Source organism: Enterobacter hormaechei subsp. xiangfangensis (genome assembly GCF_001729785.1).
GTDB lineage: Bacteria > Pseudomonadota > Gammaproteobacteria > Enterobacterales > Enterobacteriaceae > Enterobacter > Enterobacter hormaechei_C.
This window is the reverse complement of record NZ_CP017183.1, coordinates 505,844-523,080: the sequence shown is the minus strand read 5'-3', so window position 1 is coordinate 523,080 and position 17,237 is coordinate 505,844. Positions and strand designations below refer to the sequence as shown.

Annotated in this window: 16 protein-coding genes and 1 pseudogene; 11 read left to right on the top strand and 6 right to left on the bottom strand. The window is 57.5% G+C overall.

Annotated elements, in window-relative coordinates; all coding sequences use genetic code 11:
• Positions 1-68: 68 nt before the first annotated feature.
• The 5 genes from arcA (at position 69) to BFV63_RS02500 (ending at position 5,345) form a co-directional block, all read left to right on the top strand.
• Positions 69-1,289: an arginine deiminase gene (gene arcA / locus BFV63_RS02520; RefSeq protein WP_003862920.1), complete on the top strand. Its 1,221-nt coding sequence runs from the start codon at positions 69-71 to the stop codon at positions 1,287-1,289.
• A 10-nt stretch (positions 1,290-1,299) separates the two neighbouring features.
• Positions 1,300-2,211, top strand: a complete 912-nt coding sequence (locus BFV63_RS02515) for a carbamate kinase (RefSeq protein ID WP_003862918.1) — start codon at positions 1,300-1,302, stop codon at positions 2,209-2,211.
• Positions 2,212-2,330: 119 nt separating this feature from the next.
• Positions 2,331-3,335 (top strand): ornithine carbamoyltransferase, encoded by a 1,005-nt coding sequence (gene argF / locus BFV63_RS02510; protein ID WP_048241481.1) that lies wholly within the window; start codon positions 2,331-2,333, stop codon positions 3,333-3,335.
• A gap of 46 nt (positions 3,336-3,381) precedes the next feature.
• A complete protein-coding gene (locus tag BFV63_RS02505; protein ID WP_003863365.1) occupies positions 3,382-4,785 on the top strand; it encodes a YfcC family protein in 1,404 nt (467 codons plus the stop codon).
• Positions 4,786-4,865: 80 nt separating this feature from the next.
• Positions 4,866-5,345 carry an arginine repressor gene (locus BFV63_RS02500; RefSeq protein ID WP_003863366.1) on the top strand — a complete coding sequence of 160 codons (480 nt, stop codon included), beginning with the start codon at positions 4,866-4,868 and terminating at the stop codon, positions 5,343-5,345.
• 3 nt (positions 5,346-5,348) lie between these two features.
• On the opposite strand, the pseudogene BFV63_RS22935 reads toward BFV63_RS02500, so the two are convergent.
• A pseudogene (locus BFV63_RS22935) lies at positions 5,349-5,466 on the bottom strand (hypothetical protein).
• Here BFV63_RS22935 and BFV63_RS22315 point away from each other — a divergent pair.
• The 5 genes from BFV63_RS22315 to gbpA all read left to right on the top strand — a co-directional run bounded on the left by BFV63_RS22315 (position 5,446) and on the right by gbpA (position 9,038).
• Positions 5,446-5,550, top strand: a complete 105-nt coding sequence (locus tag BFV63_RS22315) for a pyrBI operon leader peptide (protein ID WP_022646880.1) — start codon at positions 5,446-5,448, stop codon at positions 5,548-5,550. The pseudogene BFV63_RS22935 and the gene BFV63_RS22315 overlap by 21 nt on opposite strands.
• Positions 5,551-5,584: 34 nt before the next feature.
• Positions 5,585-6,517: an aspartate carbamoyltransferase gene (gene pyrB, locus BFV63_RS02495; protein ID WP_003863368.1), complete on the top strand. Its 933-nt coding sequence runs from the start codon at positions 5,585-5,587 to the stop codon at positions 6,515-6,517.
• A 12-nt stretch (positions 6,518-6,529) separates the two neighbouring features.
• Entirely contained in the window at positions 6,530-6,991 is a 462-nt protein-coding gene (gene pyrI / locus BFV63_RS02490) for an aspartate carbamoyltransferase regulatory subunit (protein WP_003863370.1), read from the top strand.
• A 73-nt stretch (positions 6,992-7,064) separates the two neighbouring features.
• Complete coding sequence (gene ridA / locus BFV63_RS02485; protein ID WP_003863373.1) at positions 7,065-7,451, top strand: 2-iminobutanoate/2-iminopropanoate deaminase; 387 nt, start codon at positions 7,065-7,067, stop codon at positions 7,449-7,451.
• A 138-nt stretch (positions 7,452-7,589) separates the two neighbouring features.
• The gene (gene gbpA / locus BFV63_RS02480) at positions 7,590-9,038 is read left to right on the top strand and encodes an N-acetylglucosamine-binding protein GbpA (RefSeq protein WP_045336790.1); all 1,449 of its coding nucleotides are present in this window, start codon (positions 7,590-7,592) and stop codon (positions 9,036-9,038) included.
• A gap of 94 nt (positions 9,039-9,132) precedes the next feature.
• On the opposite strand, the gene BFV63_RS02475 is transcribed toward gbpA, so the two are convergent.
• Positions 9,133-11,517, bottom strand: a complete 2,385-nt coding sequence (locus BFV63_RS02475) for a beta-N-acetylhexosaminidase (RefSeq protein ID WP_048241482.1) — start codon at positions 11,515-11,517, stop codon at positions 9,133-9,135.
• Positions 11,518-11,717: 200 nt separating this feature from the next.
• Positions 11,718-14,426 (bottom strand): magnesium-translocating P-type ATPase, encoded by a 2,709-nt coding sequence (gene mgtA / locus BFV63_RS02470; RefSeq protein ID WP_048241910.1) that lies wholly within the window; start codon positions 14,424-14,426, stop codon positions 11,718-11,720.
• A gap of 387 nt (positions 14,427-14,813) precedes the next feature.
• Here mgtA and treR point away from each other — a divergent pair, with 387 nt between their 5' ends.
• Positions 14,814-15,761: a trehalose operon repressor TreR gene (treR, locus tag BFV63_RS02465; RefSeq protein WP_032608379.1), complete on the top strand. Its 948-nt coding sequence runs from the start codon at positions 14,814-14,816 to the stop codon at positions 15,759-15,761.
• 11 nt (positions 15,762-15,772) lie between these two features.
• Here treR and BFV63_RS02460 read toward each other — a convergent pair whose 3' ends face one another.
• Genes BFV63_RS02460 through BFV63_RS02450 form a run of 3 tightly spaced genes read right to left on the bottom strand, consistent with a single transcriptional unit; the run spans position 15,773 to position 17,181 of the window.
• A complete protein-coding gene (locus BFV63_RS02460) occupies positions 15,773-16,252 on the bottom strand; it encodes an Hcp family type VI secretion system effector (protein WP_003863398.1) in 480 nt (159 codons plus the stop codon).
• A 45-nt stretch (positions 16,253-16,297) separates the two neighbouring features.
• Positions 16,298-16,486, bottom strand: a complete 189-nt coding sequence (locus tag BFV63_RS02455; RefSeq protein WP_048241484.1) for a hypothetical protein — start codon at positions 16,484-16,486, stop codon at positions 16,298-16,300.
• Positions 16,487-16,488: 2 nt separating this feature from the next.
• The gene (locus BFV63_RS02450) at positions 16,489-17,181 is read right to left on the bottom strand and encodes a hypothetical protein (RefSeq protein WP_003863400.1); all 693 of its coding nucleotides are present in this window, start codon (positions 17,179-17,181) and stop codon (positions 16,489-16,491) included.
• Positions 17,182-17,237: the final 56 nt, after the last annotated feature.

Here is a 17,237-nt window from a genome sequence, read left to right as displayed (position 1 = left end):
GCCATGAAATTAAATACATGACATGGCGCATGCCCTTTTTATTCTGAAAAACAGTTAAAGGAATAATTATGGAAAAGCATTACGTCGGTTCTGAAATTGGTCAATTGCGTAGCGTTATGCTGCACCGCCCAAATTTAAGTCTGAAACGCTTAACGCCATCAAACTGTCAGGAGCTGTTATTTGATGACGTGCTGTCGGTTGAACGGGCGGGTGAAGAGCATGATATCTTCGCAAACACGCTGCGCGAGCAGGGTGTGGAAGTCCTCCTGTTGACCGACCTTCTTACGCAAACGCTTGATATTTCGGAAGCAAAAGCCTGGCTTCTTGAAACACAAATCTCCGACTATCGCCTGGGGCCAACCTTCGCCGCCGACGTACGCGGCTGGCTGGCGGATATGCCGCACCGCGAACTGGCGCGCAGGTTAAGCGGCGGATTAACCTACGGTGAAATTCCGGCGGCCATTAAAAATATGGTGGTCGATACCCACACGGCGAATGATTTTATTATGAAGCCGCTGCCGAACCACTTATTTACCCGCGATACCTCCTGCTGGATATATAACGGCGTCTCCATTAATCCGATGGCGAAACCCGCCCGCCAGCGTGAAACGAATAACCTGCGGGCAATATATCGCTGGCATCCCGCATTTGCCGACGGCGAGTTTATTAAGTATTTCGGCGACGAGAATATTAATTACGACCACGCCACTTTAGAAGGCGGCGACGTATTAGTCATTGGTCGCGGGGCGGTATTGATCGGCATGTCCGAACGCACCACCCCGCAGGGCGTGGAGTTCCTCGCTAACAGCCTGTTTAAACACCGCCAGGCCGAGCGCGTGATTGCCGTTGAGCTGCCAAAACACCGCTCCTGCATGCACCTCGACACCGTCATGACCCACATCGACGTGGATACCTTCTCCGTCTACCCGGAAGTGGTGCGCAAAGACGCCCAGTGCTGGACGCTCACCCCGGACGGCCGCGGCGGCCTGCTGCGCACCCAGGAAACCGACCTGCTGCACGCCATCGAGAAAGCGCTCGGCATTAACCAGGTACGTCTGATCACCACCGGCGGCGATGCCTTTGAAGCCGAACGCGAGCAGTGGAACGACGCTAACAACGTCCTGACCATCCGCCCGGGCGTGGTGATCGGCTACGAGCGCAACGTCTGGACCAACGAGAAGTACGACAAGGCGGGCATCACCGTGCTGCCGATCCCGGGCGACGAGCTGGGACGCGGTCGCGGCGGCGCACGCTGCATGAGCTGCCCACTGGAACGCGACGGAATTTAAAGGAGCCATCATGGAACGAAAACCCACTCTGGTTGTGGCCCTTGGCGGCAACGCGCTGCTCAAGCGCGGCGAACCGCTTGAAGCGGACATCCAGCGCCAGAACATCGAGCAGGCCGCCCGCACCATCGCCGGCTTAACGGAGCAGTGGCGCGTGGTGCTGGTGCACGGCAACGGCCCGCAGGTCGGACTGCTGGCGCTGCAAAACAGCGCCTACGACAAAGTCACGCCCTACCCGCTGGACGTTCTCGGCGCCGAAAGCCAGGGGATGATCGGCTACATGCTCCAGCAGGCGCTGAAAAACAATCTGCCCCAGCGCGAGGTCAGCGTCCTGCTCACGCAGGTGGAAGTGGACGCCGCCGACCCGGCCTTCAGTAACCCGACCAAGTACATCGGCCCGGTCTACAGCGAAGCCCAGGCAAAAACGCTGGCCGCGGAGAAAGGCTGGGTGTTTAAGGCCGACGGCAGCTACTTCCGCCGCGTGGTGCCCTCTCCGCAGCCGAAGCGCATTGTCGAGAGCGACGCCATCACGGCGCTTATCCAGCGCGACCATCTGGTGATCTGCAACGGCGGCGGCGGCGTGCCGGTGGTGGAAAACGCCAACGGCTATCGCGGCATTGAGGCGGTGATCGACAAAGACCTCTCCGCCGCCCTGCTGGCGCGCCAGATCGAGGCCGACGCCCTGCTGATCCTCACCGATGCCGACGCGGTGTACCTCGACTGGGGCAAGCCAACCCAACGTCCGCTGGCGCAGGTGACGCCGGAGCTGCTCAGAGGCATGCAGTTCGACGCCGGATCGATGGGGCCGAAAGTAGCCGCCTGCCGCGAGTTTGTTGAGGCCTGCGGCGGCATTGCCGGGATCGGCGCGCTGAATGACGGCGCGGAGATCCTGGCGGGCGAGAAAGGCACGTTGATTCGTAACTAAACCCCTCCCCTCACCCTAACCCTCTCCCGGAGGAAGAGGGAATGTAAGCCCCCCTCTCCCCGTGGGAGAGGGCCGGGGTGAGGGCATCAGACAGCTAACAATTTAAAAAGGATTTCCCCATGACCATTAACCTGAAAAACCGCAACTTCCTGAAACTACTGGACTACACCCCGGCGGAGATCCAGTACCTGATTGACCTCGCCATCGAGCTCAAGGCCGCCAAAAAAGCCGGGCGCGAGAAGCAAACCCTGGTCGGGAAAAACATCGCCCTGATCTTTGAAAAAACCTCCACCCGCACCCGCTGCGCCTTCGAAGTGGGCGCGTTCGACCAGGGCGCGCAGGTCACCTATCTCGGCCCAAGCGGCTCGCAGATTGGCCATAAAGAGTCGATGAAAGACACCGCCCGCGTGCTGGGCCGCATGTATGACGGCATCGAATATCGCGGCTACGGCCAGGCCATCGTTGAAGAGCTGGGCGAGTACGCGGGGGTGCCGGTGTGGAACGGCCTGACCGACGAGTTCCACCCGACCCAAATTCTCGCCGATCTGATGACTATGCTGGAGCACTCCCCGGGCAAAACCCTGCCGGAGCTGAGCTTTGCCTATCTCGGCGACGCGCGCAACAACATGGGCAACTCGCTGATGGTCGGTGCGGCCAAGATGGGGATGGATATCCGCCTCGTGGCGCCGAAATCCTTCTGGCCGGAGGCAGGCCTGGTTGAGCAGTGCCGCGCCATTGCGAAAGAGACGGGCGCGCGCGTCACCCTCACCGACGACGTGGAAGAAGGCGTGCAGGGGACCGATTTTCTCTACACCGACGTGTGGGTCTCCATGGGCGAGCCGAAGGAAGCCTGGGCCGAGCGCGTCAGCCTGATGAAGCCATATCAGATTAACGCGGACGTGATGAAGGCCACCGGTAACCCGAACGTCAAGTTCATGCACTGCCTGCCGGCATTCCACAACGAGCACACCAAAGTGGGCCGCGAAATCGAGATGGCGTACGGGCTGAAGGGGCTGGAAGTGACGGAGGAGGTCTTTGAATCCCCGAACTCCATCGTTTTCGACGAAGCAGAGAACCGCATGCACACCATTAAAGCGGTCATGGTGGCGACACTCGGCGACTAATCACCGCCCGGCGCGCCGCGGGGTGCGCCGGGTTCAGGAGAACATCATGGGCAAGTTCAAGTTTCCCTCCGCTTACACCATTCTCTTTTTTCTGATTGCCGTGGTTGCCGTGCTGACGTGGATTGTTCCGGCCGGGCAGTACCATATGGCAATGAACGAGGCGCTCGGTAAAGAAGTGCCGGTTGCTGGCACCTACGCGCACGTGGCAGCGCACCCGCAAGGTCTGGTCTCCGTGCTGATGGCGCCGATTGCCGGGCTGTACGATCCGGAATCCGGCCAGGCCGGAGCCATCGACGTGGCGCTGTTTATTCTGATCATCGGCGGATTCCTCGGGATCGTTACCAAAACCGGGGCGATAGACGCCGGGATCGAGCGCGTCACCACCCGGCTGCGCGGCCGCGAAGAGTGGATGATCCCGATCCTGATGGCGCTGTTTGCCGCGGGCGGCACGATTTACGGCATGGCAGAAGAGTCGCTGCCCTTCTATACCTTACTGGTGCCGGTGATGCTGGCGGCGCGGTTCGATCCGGTGGTTGCGGCCTCTACCGTGCTGCTCGGCGCGGGGATCGGCACCCTCGGCTCCACCATCAACCCGTTCGCCACGGTGATCGCCGCCAACGCCGCCGGGATCCCCTTCACCAACGGCATCATGTTGCGCATCGCGCTGCTGGTGATCGGCTGGATCATCTGCGTGGCGTGGGTAATGCGTTACGCCCGTAAGGTGCGCAAGGATCCGTCGCTGTCGATCGTGGCGGATAAGCAGGAAGAGAACCGCGCCCACTTCCTCGGCAACAAGGGCGAGCAGTCGCTGGAGTTTACCCCGGTGCGCAAACTCATCCTGGTGATCTTCGCCCTCGCCTTCGCGGTGATGATCTACGGCGTGGCGGTGCTGGGCTGGTGGATGGCGGAGATCTCGGCGGTGTTCCTCGCCAGCGCGATTATCGTCGGGCTGATCGCCCGCATGAGCGAAGAGGAGCTGACCTCAACCTTTATCAACGGCGCGCGAGATTTGCTGGGCGTCGCGCTGATTATCGGCATCGCGCGCGGTATCGTAGTGATCATGGATAAGGGCATGATTACCCACACCATTTTGCACAGCGCCGAGGGAATGGTCACCGGATTGTCGACGGTGGCGTTCATCAACGTGATGTACTGGCTGGAAGTGGTGCTGTCGTTTCTTGTGCCTTCTTCGTCCGGCCTGGCCGTTCTGACGATGCCGATCATGGCGCCCCTTGCCGATTTCGCTAACGTCAACCGCGACCTGGTGGTTACGGCTTACCAGTCGGCGTCCGGCATCGTTAACCTGATCACTCCCACCTCTGCCGTCGTGATGGGCGGGCTGGCTATCGCCCGCGTGCCCTACGTGCGTTATCTGAAATGGGTCGCGCCGCTGCTGGGGATTTTAACGGTGGTGATTATGGTGGCGTTAAGCCTGGGCGCTTTGTTGTGATTTGCCGGATGGCGCTGCGCTTATCCGGCCTACGGATCGGTGCGGTGCCACCGGTTATTTCGGGAACTGATATGGGAACTATGATGGATTACGAAGAGTACTCTCCCAAAGAGCAACTACAGCTAACGGTCTGCCAGCGTCTGATCGCGGAAAAGAGCTATCTCTCCCAGGAAGAGATCCGCCGCGACTTACAGGAGCGGGGTTTTGAGACCATCAGCCAGTCCACCGTTTCACGTCTGCTCAAGTTGCTTGGTGTCATAAAAATTCGCAATGCCAAAGGACTAAAGATTTATTCGCTGAATCCCCAGCTGCGCCCGGCCCCCGATGCGGCGCGTACCGTCTCTGAAATGGTGGTGAGCGTGGAGCACAACAGCGAATTTATCCTTATCCATACCGTCGCCGGATATGGCCGCGCGGTGGCGCGTATTCTGGATTATCACCAGTTACCGGAAATTTTAGGCGTGGTGGCCGGAAGCAGTATTGTCTGGGTCGCGCCCCGCGTAGTGAAGCGCACCGCGCTGGTGCATAAGCAAATTAATTATTTACTCAGAACGCATTAATATTCACAAAGAACCGTTTGCATTGAGTAAAGCGTGCATTAAATCGCTTGATCCCAAAAGCGAGCTGCGTATAATGCCCGACAATTTGCCGGGAGGAAGCATGGTCAAGCGTGTACGACACAACGTCTTACCGCGTCTGAAATCAGACGCTGGCCTGCCGTTTTTCTTCCCGTTGCTAAACCTATTCCCAGAGCCCCTCATTTGAGGGGCTTTTTTTTGCCCGGCGTCAGGAGATAAACATGAATCCGCTTTATCAAAAACACATCATTTCCATAAACGACCTCAGCCGCGAAGAGCTGGAACTGGTTCTGGAAACCGCGGCAAAACTGAAGGCCAATCCGCAACCGGAGCTGCTGAAGCACAAGGTGATTGCGAGCTGCTTCTTTGAAGCCTCGACCCGCACGCGCCTCTCCTTCGAAACCTCCATGCACCGTCTGGGCGCGAGCGTGGTGGGCTTCTCAGACAGCAGCAACACGTCGCTGGGTAAAAAAGGCGAGACCCTGGCGGATACCATTTCGGTTATCAGCACCTACGTCGACGCGATTGTGATGCGCCACCCGCAGGAGGGCGCGGCGCGTCTGGCGACCGAGTTTTCCGGCGGCATTCCGGTGCTGAACGCCGGTGACGGTGCCAACCAGCACCCGACGCAGACCCTGCTGGATCTGTTCACCATTCAGGAGACGCAGGGCACGCTTGAGAACCTGAACATCGCCATGGTCGGCGACCTGAAGTATGGCCGCACCGTCCACTCCCTGACCCAGGCGCTGGCGAAATTTAACGGCAACCGCTTCTTCTTCATCGCGCCGGACGCGCTGGCGATGCCGCAGTACATTCTCGATATGCTGGACGAAAAAGGCATCGCGTGGAGCCTGCATGCCAGCATCGAAGAGGTGATGGGCAACGTGGATATTCTCTACATGACCCGCGTGCAGAAAGAGCGTCTTGACCCATCCGAGTACGCCAACGTGAAGGCGCAGTTCGTACTGCGCGCCAGCGACCTCGAGGGCGCGCGCGACAACATGAAGGTGCTGCACCCGCTGCCGCGCATCGATGAGATCACCACAGACGTGGATAAAACGCCGCACGCCTGGTACTTCCAGCAGGCCGGGAACGGCATCTTCGCCCGCCAGGCGTTACTGGCACTGGTTCTGAATCGCGAATTAGCTCTGTAAGGGGAGACGACCATGACACACGATAACAAACTCCAGGTTGAAGCCATCAAGCGTGGCACCGTGATTGACCACATCCCTGCGCAGGTGGGCTTTAAGCTGCTGACGCTGTTCAAACTGACCGAAACCGACCAGCGCATCACCATCGGCCTGAACCTGCCGTCCGGCGAGATGGGCCGCAAAGACCTGATCAAGATCGAGAACACTTTCCTGACCGACGAGCAGGTTAACCAGCTGTCGCTGTACGCGCCGGACGCCACGGTTAACCGCATCGACGATTACGACGTGGTGGGCAAATCCCGCCCAAGCCTGCCGGATCGCATCGAAAGCGTGCTGGTCTGCCCGAACAGCAACTGCATCAGTCATGCTGAGCCGGTTTCCTCCAGCTTTGCAGTGAAAAAGCGCGCCAATGACATCGCACTCAAATGCAAATACTGCGAAAAAGAGTTTTCTCATTATGTGGTGCTGGCCAACTAATTGAGGTTGGTAATGAAATCCCGGCTGTTATAATGGCCGGGAACATTCTTAACGCTGTAATTCTGGAGAAAAAATGAGCAAAGTACTCGCGACGGAAAATGCACCAGCGGCTATCGGCCCATACGTTCAGGGCGTTGATCTGGGCAGCATGATCATCACTTCTGGCCAGATCCCGGTGAACCCAAAAACCGGTGAAGTACCTGCCGACGTAGCGGCGCAGGCGCGTCAGTCGCTGGAAAACGTGCAGGCGATCGTCGAATCTGCCGGTCTGAAAGTGGGCGATATCGTCAAAACCACCGTGTTCGTGAAAGATCTGAATGATTTTGCGACCGTTAACGCCACTTACGAAGCGTTCTTCACCGAGCACAACGCCACCTTCCCGGCGCGCTCCTGTGTGGAAGTGGCGCGTCTGCCAAAAGACGTGAAAATTGAAATTGAAGCGATTGCCGTACGTCGCTAATTTATTTCAAGAAAGAGAAGGCAGCTCTGGCTGCCTTTTTTTATTTCGACCATTTTTACTCTCTCCGGGAAATGACGCATCCGCCACTCCATTAATAAACTGACGCTGCCTTGCTCTATTCTAATTAATGGATGATGAATGAAACTCTCTAAAATTGCGCTGGCGGTAACCACATTAACGGTTGCGTCTTCCGCACTTGCACACGGATATATAGAATCCCCTGCCAGCCGCGCTTATATGTGTAAGCTCGGCCAGAATATTGACTGTGGCTCTGTACAATATGAACCGCAGAGCGTAGAAAAGACCTCCGGCTTCCCGACGGGTGCGATGCCGCCTGACGGCCAGCTTGCCAGCGCCGGTATTGCCAGCTACTCCCAGCTTGATAAGCAGAGCCTGAACGCCTGGACCAAAAATCCCATGACGGCAGGCCCGCATGAATTTGTCTGGCACCATACCGCGCCGCATAAAACCACCAACTGGCGTTATTACATTACCAAACAAAACTGGGACCCCAATAAACCGCTGACCCGTGACCAGTTCGAATTAACGCCGTTCTGTACTATTAACGGAAATGGTCAGGCACCGGCGATGACAAAATCCATGACCTGTAATGTCCCGGAACGTACGGGCTACCAGGTTATTTATGGCGTGTGGGAAATTGCGGATACCGCAAACAGTTTCTATCAGGCCATTGACGTTGATTTCGGTAACGGCGGCAACGTCACGCCGGACGACACCCCAGCGGTGATATCCCAGTGGAGTAAAACCCTGAGCGGACAGATTGCCGGGAATAACCTGAACACGGGCGATAAAGTGATTGCACGCTTCTTCGACGCCAACGGGGAAGTTGCCGCCCTGCGTACCGAGCTGACCATCGGCTCCGTTGCCCAGGGGGATGCGAACCAGTGGTCCTACGATCTGGCGCAGAAGATCAACGCCGCGTACAGCGATGTGCGTGTCGGGGTAAAGGATGAAGCGGGCGAAATTAGCCCGGTTCACGGCGCGAACAGCGTCTTCGTCAAAGACGGCAGCGCCCTCCAGTCCGTTGCGATTTCGTACGAAGAGCAGAAGGCGGAAGTGAATGAAACCATCGCGGTATCTAACCTACACTACAGCAAAATCGAGAATGGCAAGGCATCCGTCACCTTCCACGTGAACACCAAAGGCGACGTGAACGTTGAAGCGCACGTGATGAACCACAGCGGTGCGGAAAAGGGCTATCTGAAGCAGGAGATGAATAACGCCAGCCAGGACGTGACCATGACCCTGACTGACGTCACGGCGGGGCACCATATGCTGAAATACTACGCCACCAACAAAGACGGCACCCTGTTCGCGCAGGACGTGCTGGATCTGATGCTGGAAAGCGACGCGGCGGACAGCAACGGCCCGCATGACTTTATCTTCCCGGATAACGTCGCGTCCTACAAAGCGGGCACCGTAGTGCTACAGCCGAAAGACGGTAAGACCTACGAATGCAGGCCTGTCCCGTTCAGCGGCTACTGCGTGCAGTACAGCCCAACCGCAAACCAGTTTGAACCAGGCGTGGGCGCGCACTGGAGAGAGGCGTGGGTGCTGAAGAACTGAGTGATCTGATTCCCTCACCCTAACCCTCTCCCAAAGGGAGAGGGAATTTATACACCCTATCCCTTTGGGAGAGGGCTGGGGTGAGGGTTCTTTACTACTGATTCCGCGTCGCGCGCAGCAGCGTTTCCAGCGGGTACACCGCCGCAATCACCACCTCGTCCTGAACCTTCGCCGCGTTATCCAGTTCGCTCTGGATCGACGCAATCTCTTTATCATCCAGCGTGCCCTGGCGCGCCACCAGATCCGTCAGCCGCAGGCCAATCGACGAAAGCTTGTCGACTTCCTGAATCACCGGCTTGATCGCCTTCAGCTGATAGCTGTTTTCGCTTAGCGCCAGCGCGTCGCTGGTGTTATTCTGCCAGCGGTTAAAGACGTGGCGCAGCGCGTCGGCGCTTTCCGTGTCTTCCGCGTCGCTCACCAGACGGTCCGCCCATTTATTCATCTGACGCACGGTCGCACTTTCCGCGTTTAGCGCATCAGCGAGCCGGTTGAGCGGCTCAAACTGATGATAGTTTCCAGCCTGGAACTTAAGATGCTGGCGGGTGTAATACTGCGCCGGTTCAAGCGCCTGGGCGAGAATTTGCAGCGGCAGGGTATCCGCATTGTTGGCGAGGCGCGTGAACTGCACCTGCTGCTGGGTATGCTGCTGTAGTCCAGCCGACACCGTCGACCAGCTGTCCATCGCCTGGAGCCGGGTATACATGTTGTCGATGTCGTTGACGTCCTTCGCCGACCATAGCCGCTCCGCCACCGCAAAGGCGCGCGGCCACAGACGGATATCCAGCACCGACGCGACCACGTTTTCCGCCCACAGCGCGGCTTCACCGCCGAGCAGATTGGCCTCGTTCGCCGGGTCCGGCACCACCGGCGGTATGCCTTTTGGCACAGCGTCCAGACGCGTGCCGCTAATCGGGTAGCGGGCGTTACCCACCAGGAAATAGCCGCTGAGCTTATCGTTCTCAACAGAAACGACCGGACGCGTTTCACCCATCCAGGTATCAACGGTAAACGTTACCTGATTGTCGTCCCGCCATTGAATGTTATCCACCGCCCGACGCGATTTCCCGGCAAAATCAATAAACCCGCGCCAGCCGGCATCCCCTTTCACTAGGGTGAAGCTCCCCTCCACCGGCTTGCCCTTCAGGCGCGGCATGGAGAAAGCCCAGCTCTGGACGCTGTCGGTGTCCGCTATCACATCCACGCCGTTCAGCCCCTGCGGCACAATTTCATTGCGGTAGTGGTAGGCGGTTGATTGCGGCTGATCGAGGTAGAAACCGGTTGAGAGAATGCCCTTATAACCGTTCTGCGCCACCTGCCCCAGCGCGTCCTGTCCCTGCCAGGACTGGATTAGAATGCTTTTCGGCAGATCGGGATGGTAGATCTCATCCCAGCCAACCATCTGCCGGTGGTGCTTCTCAAGGATCGTCTCCAGCTTGCGGTTGAAATACGCCTGCAACGCGTGGCTGTCCGCCAGTTTATTGTCGCGCATGAATCTCTGGATCGCAGCGTTCGCTTTCCACTGGCTGTCGTCAACCTCATCGCCGCCAATATGCAGATATGGATCCGGGAAGATCGCCGCCAGTTCGCTGACCATCGCGTCGGCAAAGGTATAAGTTGCCTCTTTGGTGGGATCCAGCACTGGCTTCAGCACGCCCCAGTGGCGCTCCATGGCGTACGGCCCCGGCGCGCTCATCAGCTCCGGGTAGGCGACGGCAATCGCCGAGGCGTGGCCCGGCATATCAATTTCCGGCACCACGCGTATGCCGCGCTCGGCAGCGTAACGCACAATCTCGCGCATCTGCTCAGGGGTGTAGAACAGCCCGTCGCTGGCAAGCTGGGTCAGCTTAGGGTAGCGCTTTGAGCTGAAGCGCCAGCCCTGATCGTCGGTCAAATGCCAGTGCAGCACGTTGAGCTTCGCCGCGGCCATGCCGTCGATCTGGCGTTTAATATCCGGAATCGGGAGGAAGTGGCGCGCCGAATCGAGCAGCAGCCCGCGCCACGGGAAGCGCGGCGAATCTTCAATGGTCACCCACGGGATCGAGGTGTTTTCGGCGCCGTTCTGCATCAGCTGAAGCAAGGTTTCCATGGCGCGCAGCGCGCCGAAGCGGGTATTGGCGGAGATATTTACGCCGTTGGCGTCCACCGTGAGTTTATAGCTCTCATCGCTGTCCGGCAGCGGCTGCGGCTTCACCTTTTTGGCGATGGCGATGCGGATGGTCGGCTTGTCAGGTTTTTCGGCCTGCGGCTGTAGCGTCCAGCCGGTTTGAAGGGCGATGCGCTGGCGCAGGCGGTTGACCGCATCCCCCAGATCGTCGCCACTTACGCTCACGGTGAGTTGATTGTTAAGCTCCAGCGCGCCCTGAGTGGTCGGGCGTTCAACCTTCGCAGGCCAGGGCATTAAGGGAAGGTCGCCTGCCGGTGCGGCAAAGGCGGAGGCGCCGAGCATGAGCCCGGCGGTTAAGAGACTGTACCGTAACATGAATGTTCCTTATCTGACGGGCCAAATACAGGCAAAACATTCTGTTAACATGCGCTCAAATTGTCGTCAAGCGAATGCGCCGACGGAGATCACAGGTTGTTGAATTTGGGAGGAAAGCCAGCTGCCGGGTGGCGGCTTCGCCTTACCCGGCCTACGTTCGGATCGTAGGCCCGGTAAGCGCAGCGCCACCGGGCTTGCCGTTACTGCCACCCATACCGACGGCTATAGAACCCCTTCACCATCTGCGTCAGCACCATGTAACCCGCGAGGATCGCCACCAGCCATGGGAAGTAGCTCAGCGGTAGCGCCTGAAGTTGTAGGTAGCTTGCCAGCGGCGAGAACGGCAGCGCGATCCCGAGCGCCATCACAATGCCCGTCATCACAATCAGCGGCCACGCGGCACGGCTCTGAATGAACGGAATGCGGCGGGTGCGGATCATGTGCACAATCAGCGTCTGAGACAGCAGCCCCACCACGAACCAGCCGGACTGGAACAGCGTCTGGTGTTCCGGGGTGTTGGCGTGGAACACAAACCACATCAGGCAGAAGGTCAGAATGTCGAAGATGGAGCTGATCGGCCCAAAGAACAGCATAAAGCGCCCCAGATCGGCGGGGTTCCAGCGCTGCGGCTTCTGGATCTGCTCGTCGTCGACGTTATCAAACGGGATGGCGACCTGAGAGACATCGTACATCAGGTTCTGGATCAGCAGATGCAGCGGCAGCATCGGCAGAAACGGCAGAAACGCGCTCGCCACCAGCACGCTGAAGACGTTGCCGAAGTTCGAGCTGGCGGTCATTTTGATGTATTTGAGCATATTGGCGAAGGTGCGACGCCCTTCGATGACGCCCTCCTCCAGCACCATCAGGCTCTTTTCCAGCAGAATGATATCCGCTGCTTCGCGGGCAATATCCACCGCGCCGTCTACGGAGATACCGATATCCGCCGCACGCAGGGCCGGCGCATCGTTGATGCCGTCGCCCATAAAGCCCACTACATGCCCTTCGCGACGCAGCAGAGTGACGATGCGTTCTTTATGCATCGGCGTCAGGCGGGCAAACAGCGTGGTGCGCTGGGCAAGCTGCGCCAGTTCGTCGTCAGAAAGCGTTTCGATGTCGCTCCCCACCACCACGTCGCCTGCGTCCAGCCCCACTTCGGCGCACACTTTTGCCGCCACCAGCTCGCTGTCGCCGGTGAGAATTTTGACGGTGATACCGCTCGCTTTCAGCGCTTTCAGCGCAGGTGCGGTGGTCTCTTTCGGCGGATCGAGGAATGCGATGTACCCCTCGAGGATCAAATCAGATTCATCGATACGCTGGTAGTCCCCTTCCCGCGCGGGCAGGAACTTGCTGGCTACCGCCACCACGCGCAGCCCCTGGCGGTTCAGGTTATCGGTGACGCGTTTGATGCGGCGCAGCATGGTCTCATCCAGCGGCACGATCTCGCCGTTATGGCGCACCTGCGTGGAAACATTCAGGATCTCCTGCAATGCCCCTTTGCAGATCAGCTGATGCACGTCCGGCTGCTCGCTGACCACCACCGACATGCGGCGTCGTTCAAAGTCGAACGGAATTTCGTCCACCTTCTGCCAGCGCCCGGAGAGCATGCGGGCAGACTCTTCATCCACACCTTCCAGCACCGCCACGTCGAGCAGGTTTTTCAGCCCGGTCTGGTAGTGGCTGTTCAGCCACGCGCTGTACAGCACCCGTTCGCTGGTCTTTCCGGCGATATCGGTGTGGTTCTCCAGCACGATTTTGTCCTGGGTCAGGGTGCCGGTTTTATCGGTGCAAAGAATGTCCATCGCGCCAAAGTTCTGGATGGCGTCGAGGTGTTTAACAATCACCTTTTGTTTAGAGAGTTTAACCGCCCCGCGCGCCAGCGTGGAGGTGACAATCATCGGCAGCATTTCCGGCGTTAAGCCCACAGCCACGGAGAGCGCGAACAGCGCCGCTTCCCACCAGTCGCCTTTGGTGTAGCCGTTGATCAGCAGGACAATCGGCGTCATGACCATCATAAAGCGGATCAGCAGCATGCTGACGCGGCCAATGCCTTTCTGGAACGCATTCGGCTCGCTCTCCTGCTCGCTGACGCGTCCGGCAAGCTGTCCAAACCAGGTATTGCCGCCGGTGGCGGTGACAATCGCCTGCGCGGTGCCACTAACCACCGTGGTGCCCATAAAGCACAGGGTGTCGCACTCCAGCGGGTTCATCTGCTGCGGATCGCGGGTCCGCGCTACCTTCTCTACGGGCAGGGACTCACCGGTGAGTGACGCCTGCGCGACAAACAGATCCCGCGCCTGGATGATACGTAAATCCGCCGGGATCATGTCCCCCGCCGCCAGCTTCACCAGATCGCCCGGCACCAGCTGGTCAATGGGAAGCTCAATCCAGGCGTTTTCGCCGAGGTCGTTAATCACGCGCGACACGGTGGCGGTGTTGCTGACCATCGCTTTCAGCGCATCCGCCGCTTTGGTGGAGCGCGCTTCCTGAATAAAGTTCAGCAGCGTGGAGATCCCTACCATCAGGGCAATCACGCCTGCGGCAAACAGATCTTCAGTGGCGTAAGAGATAATCCCGAGCACCGTCAGCAGCAGGTTGAACGGATTGCGGTAGCAGAGCCACAGGTGGACCCACCAGGGAGAGGGTTTCTGCGCCGGGATCTGGTTATCGCCATGTTCCGCGCGGATTTTTGACACTTCTTGCGCGTTCAGCCCTTCCGGGTGGCCGCCAAAGGCGCGCCAGACTTCGTTTTCATCCATCGCCGCCACGTTCAGGCAGCGCTCGGTCAGGGAGGTGGGGATTGCCGCTCCCGCCATGGTGTTGGCATTTGGCAGCGGATCGCGCGCAATCAGGCGATGTGGCAGGTGACGGCTCAGCAGCGCTTGCAGCTGCCGGGTGATATTTTTCAGCATAGTCATTCCCCCGCATCCGCAAAGGCGGACGCAGTCTTTCCCGCAGGCGTGGCAAAGCCGTACCTGTCAGGCACTTAATTTATCAAGCAGGAACGTATGAACGTTGCTGCCTCACGCCGGTGAGACAGCAAAAAGCTGGCTTACCGGTAAGAAGGTTTTCTCCGGGTCAGGAGAGGTGTGGGATCGGGATCCATGTGGCCTCCGGTAAGTAAAAAGTTGGGTATCGGCGCGCAGTATAGAGATTTATCCATACCGTTTGTGACTAATCGGGCGGTATTATAACGCCCTGCAAATAAACCGAACGTAAACCAGACTTTGCCCATAGCGAATTCGCAGGATAGCATTAGGCTCAATTGATTATTTTATCGTTGTTACAGGGAATACAGCATGCAGAACCGCCTTACGATTAAAGACATCGCGCGTTTAAGCGGCGTGGGGAAATCGACTGTCTCACGCGTGCTGAACAACGAAAGCGGTGTCAGCGAGCGCACACGCGAGCGCGTCGAGGCGGTGATGAATCAGCACGGTTTTTCCCCTTCCCGCTCCGCGCGCGCCATGCGCGGGCAGAGCGATAAAGTGGTCGCCATTATCGTCTCGCGTCTGGATTCCCTCTCCGAAAACCTCGCCGTACAGACGATGCTGCCCGCGTTCTACGAGCAGGGCTACGATCCGATCATGATGGAGAGCAAGTTCTCCGCGCAAATGGTGGAGGAGCATCTCGGTATGCTTCAGCGCCGTAATATTGATGGGGTGGTGCTGTTCGGATTTACCGGCCTAAAAGAGGACGTGCTTAAACCCTGGCAGCCGTCACTGGTGCTGCTGGCGCGCGACGCAAGCGGGTTTGCCTCTGTCTGTTACGATGACGAAGGGGCGATCGTGATCCTGATGCAGCGCCTGTATGAACAGGGCCATCGGCATATTAGCTATCTCGGCGTGCCGCATGCCGACATCACCACCGGCAAGCGTCGCCATGAAGCGTACCTGGCGTTTTGTAAAAAACACAATCTCCCCGCCGTGGCCGCGCTGCCTGGTCTGGGTATGAAACAGGGATATGAACAGGTCGCCAGCGTGCTGACGCCACAAACCACCGCCCTGGTATGCGCCACGGATACCCTTGCATTGGGTGCGAGCAAATATTTGCAGGAGCAGCGCATCGGGGAGCTGCAATTAGCGAGCGTGGGAAGCACGCCGCTGATGAAGTTCTTACACCCGGAGATTATCAGCGTTGATCCGGGTTACGCCGAATCTGGCCGGCAGGCTGCCGCGCAGCTGATAGAGCAGATCAACGGGCGCGCTGAGCCGCGTCAGATCGTTATTCCTGCCCGTCTCTCATAGTCCTTTCGCTTTCATGCGCAACAGCGATCGTTCCATGAATCACGGTACAGGATATTGCCTTCGGTATACTTCCAGGTAATTGCCTCATAGCGCAGCTCCAGCGTTTCCAGGTGGGTACTGGTCATACTGCCGGGGGAGAGATACGGCGCTACCGTTGTGAACTTGACGTTTTCCAGAATAATATTGAAATACTCAGCCTCAATCCCAGACTCAAGAATACGGTACATTTTAATTGTCGCCTTCTTCATGGTTCGCCCTTCGCAAACTGCCCGGTAAAGAAGCGGCGTTGTCTGATCAAATTCTTTGACTATTGTTATAGGCCGATGTACGCGTGTACCAGTGAGTTTTCCCCAGCTTGGGTCAACCGGAATAGTTACGCCATGGGAAAAGGATTTTAATTCAATAGATCCAAGACGCAGTGGCATTGCACAACAACCGACAATCGGCGAGCCATTCTCATCTTCAAGCCATAAATGTGCGGGAGCAGACATAGAAATACCTTATTAGTGGTTATCTGTATTGAAATGTTTGGCCTTTTACCATTTCACATAGCAGCCAAAAACAATCATGACCACAATGAAGAAAAGCCCAATTGGCCAGGCAGGACTGCCGGGGAAGAAATGGGCCTGTATCAGGGCAAACAGGATTGTTAACGCGGCCGGGCCGTAGACCGAAAATATAATTCGCCCCTGCCAACGTAAAAAACGTTTGATGTAATTCATCATTGTTATCTGATCAACCTGGTGATGATATCCGCAATGTCGTCATCAGATGCCCATTGCGCACGTGTCGCGTCCGTCCTGCGAAACACAGGCTCAATGAGAAAATAAAGCATTTCAAGCCCTTGAGCATAAAGTGCCGAGTACCAGGCGGGAAATTCAACGTACAGACGATGCGCGCTATCGGCGGCTTGCTGTACTACCCCATACAGCCCAATAAAAGCAATACCTCGGGAAGCCCATCTTCCGGTAATGGCGCTTAATTCGAGGCTGATATTTAATCCAAGGCGAACGCAGGCGGCAACGGCTAATGTAAACCCGGCACCGGTAAGGCTAACCGCAGCGATGTGGACATTTACAGCCATTAGCCGCTGTTTAATATACTCTAACTGTTTAGGATTTTTGTATTTGAAAACTTCCTCAAAATACAGTCTAAGCATTTCATAGACTACATCCACACCGCTTACTAATTTATAAACGGCATCTCTGAAGCGTAGGTCTTCGCTCTTCTGTCTCAGGCAAACATCATTGTATTCATCAGTGAAACATGAGGCGTAATACAACAGCCGAGTGGCGCCTTTCCCTATCATATTCACCTGTGTTTTGACGTTCTGGCCGACCGCAGTAACAGCATGGTCGAGTTTAAGCGCAAGTATTTTATTGGCCTGTAAATAACTGACGATCTCGTTGTTCCCGTACATTATTGCTCTACGTTTATTTCAGTATATGAAGACAAGCTTATGCCTGAAACCGACTG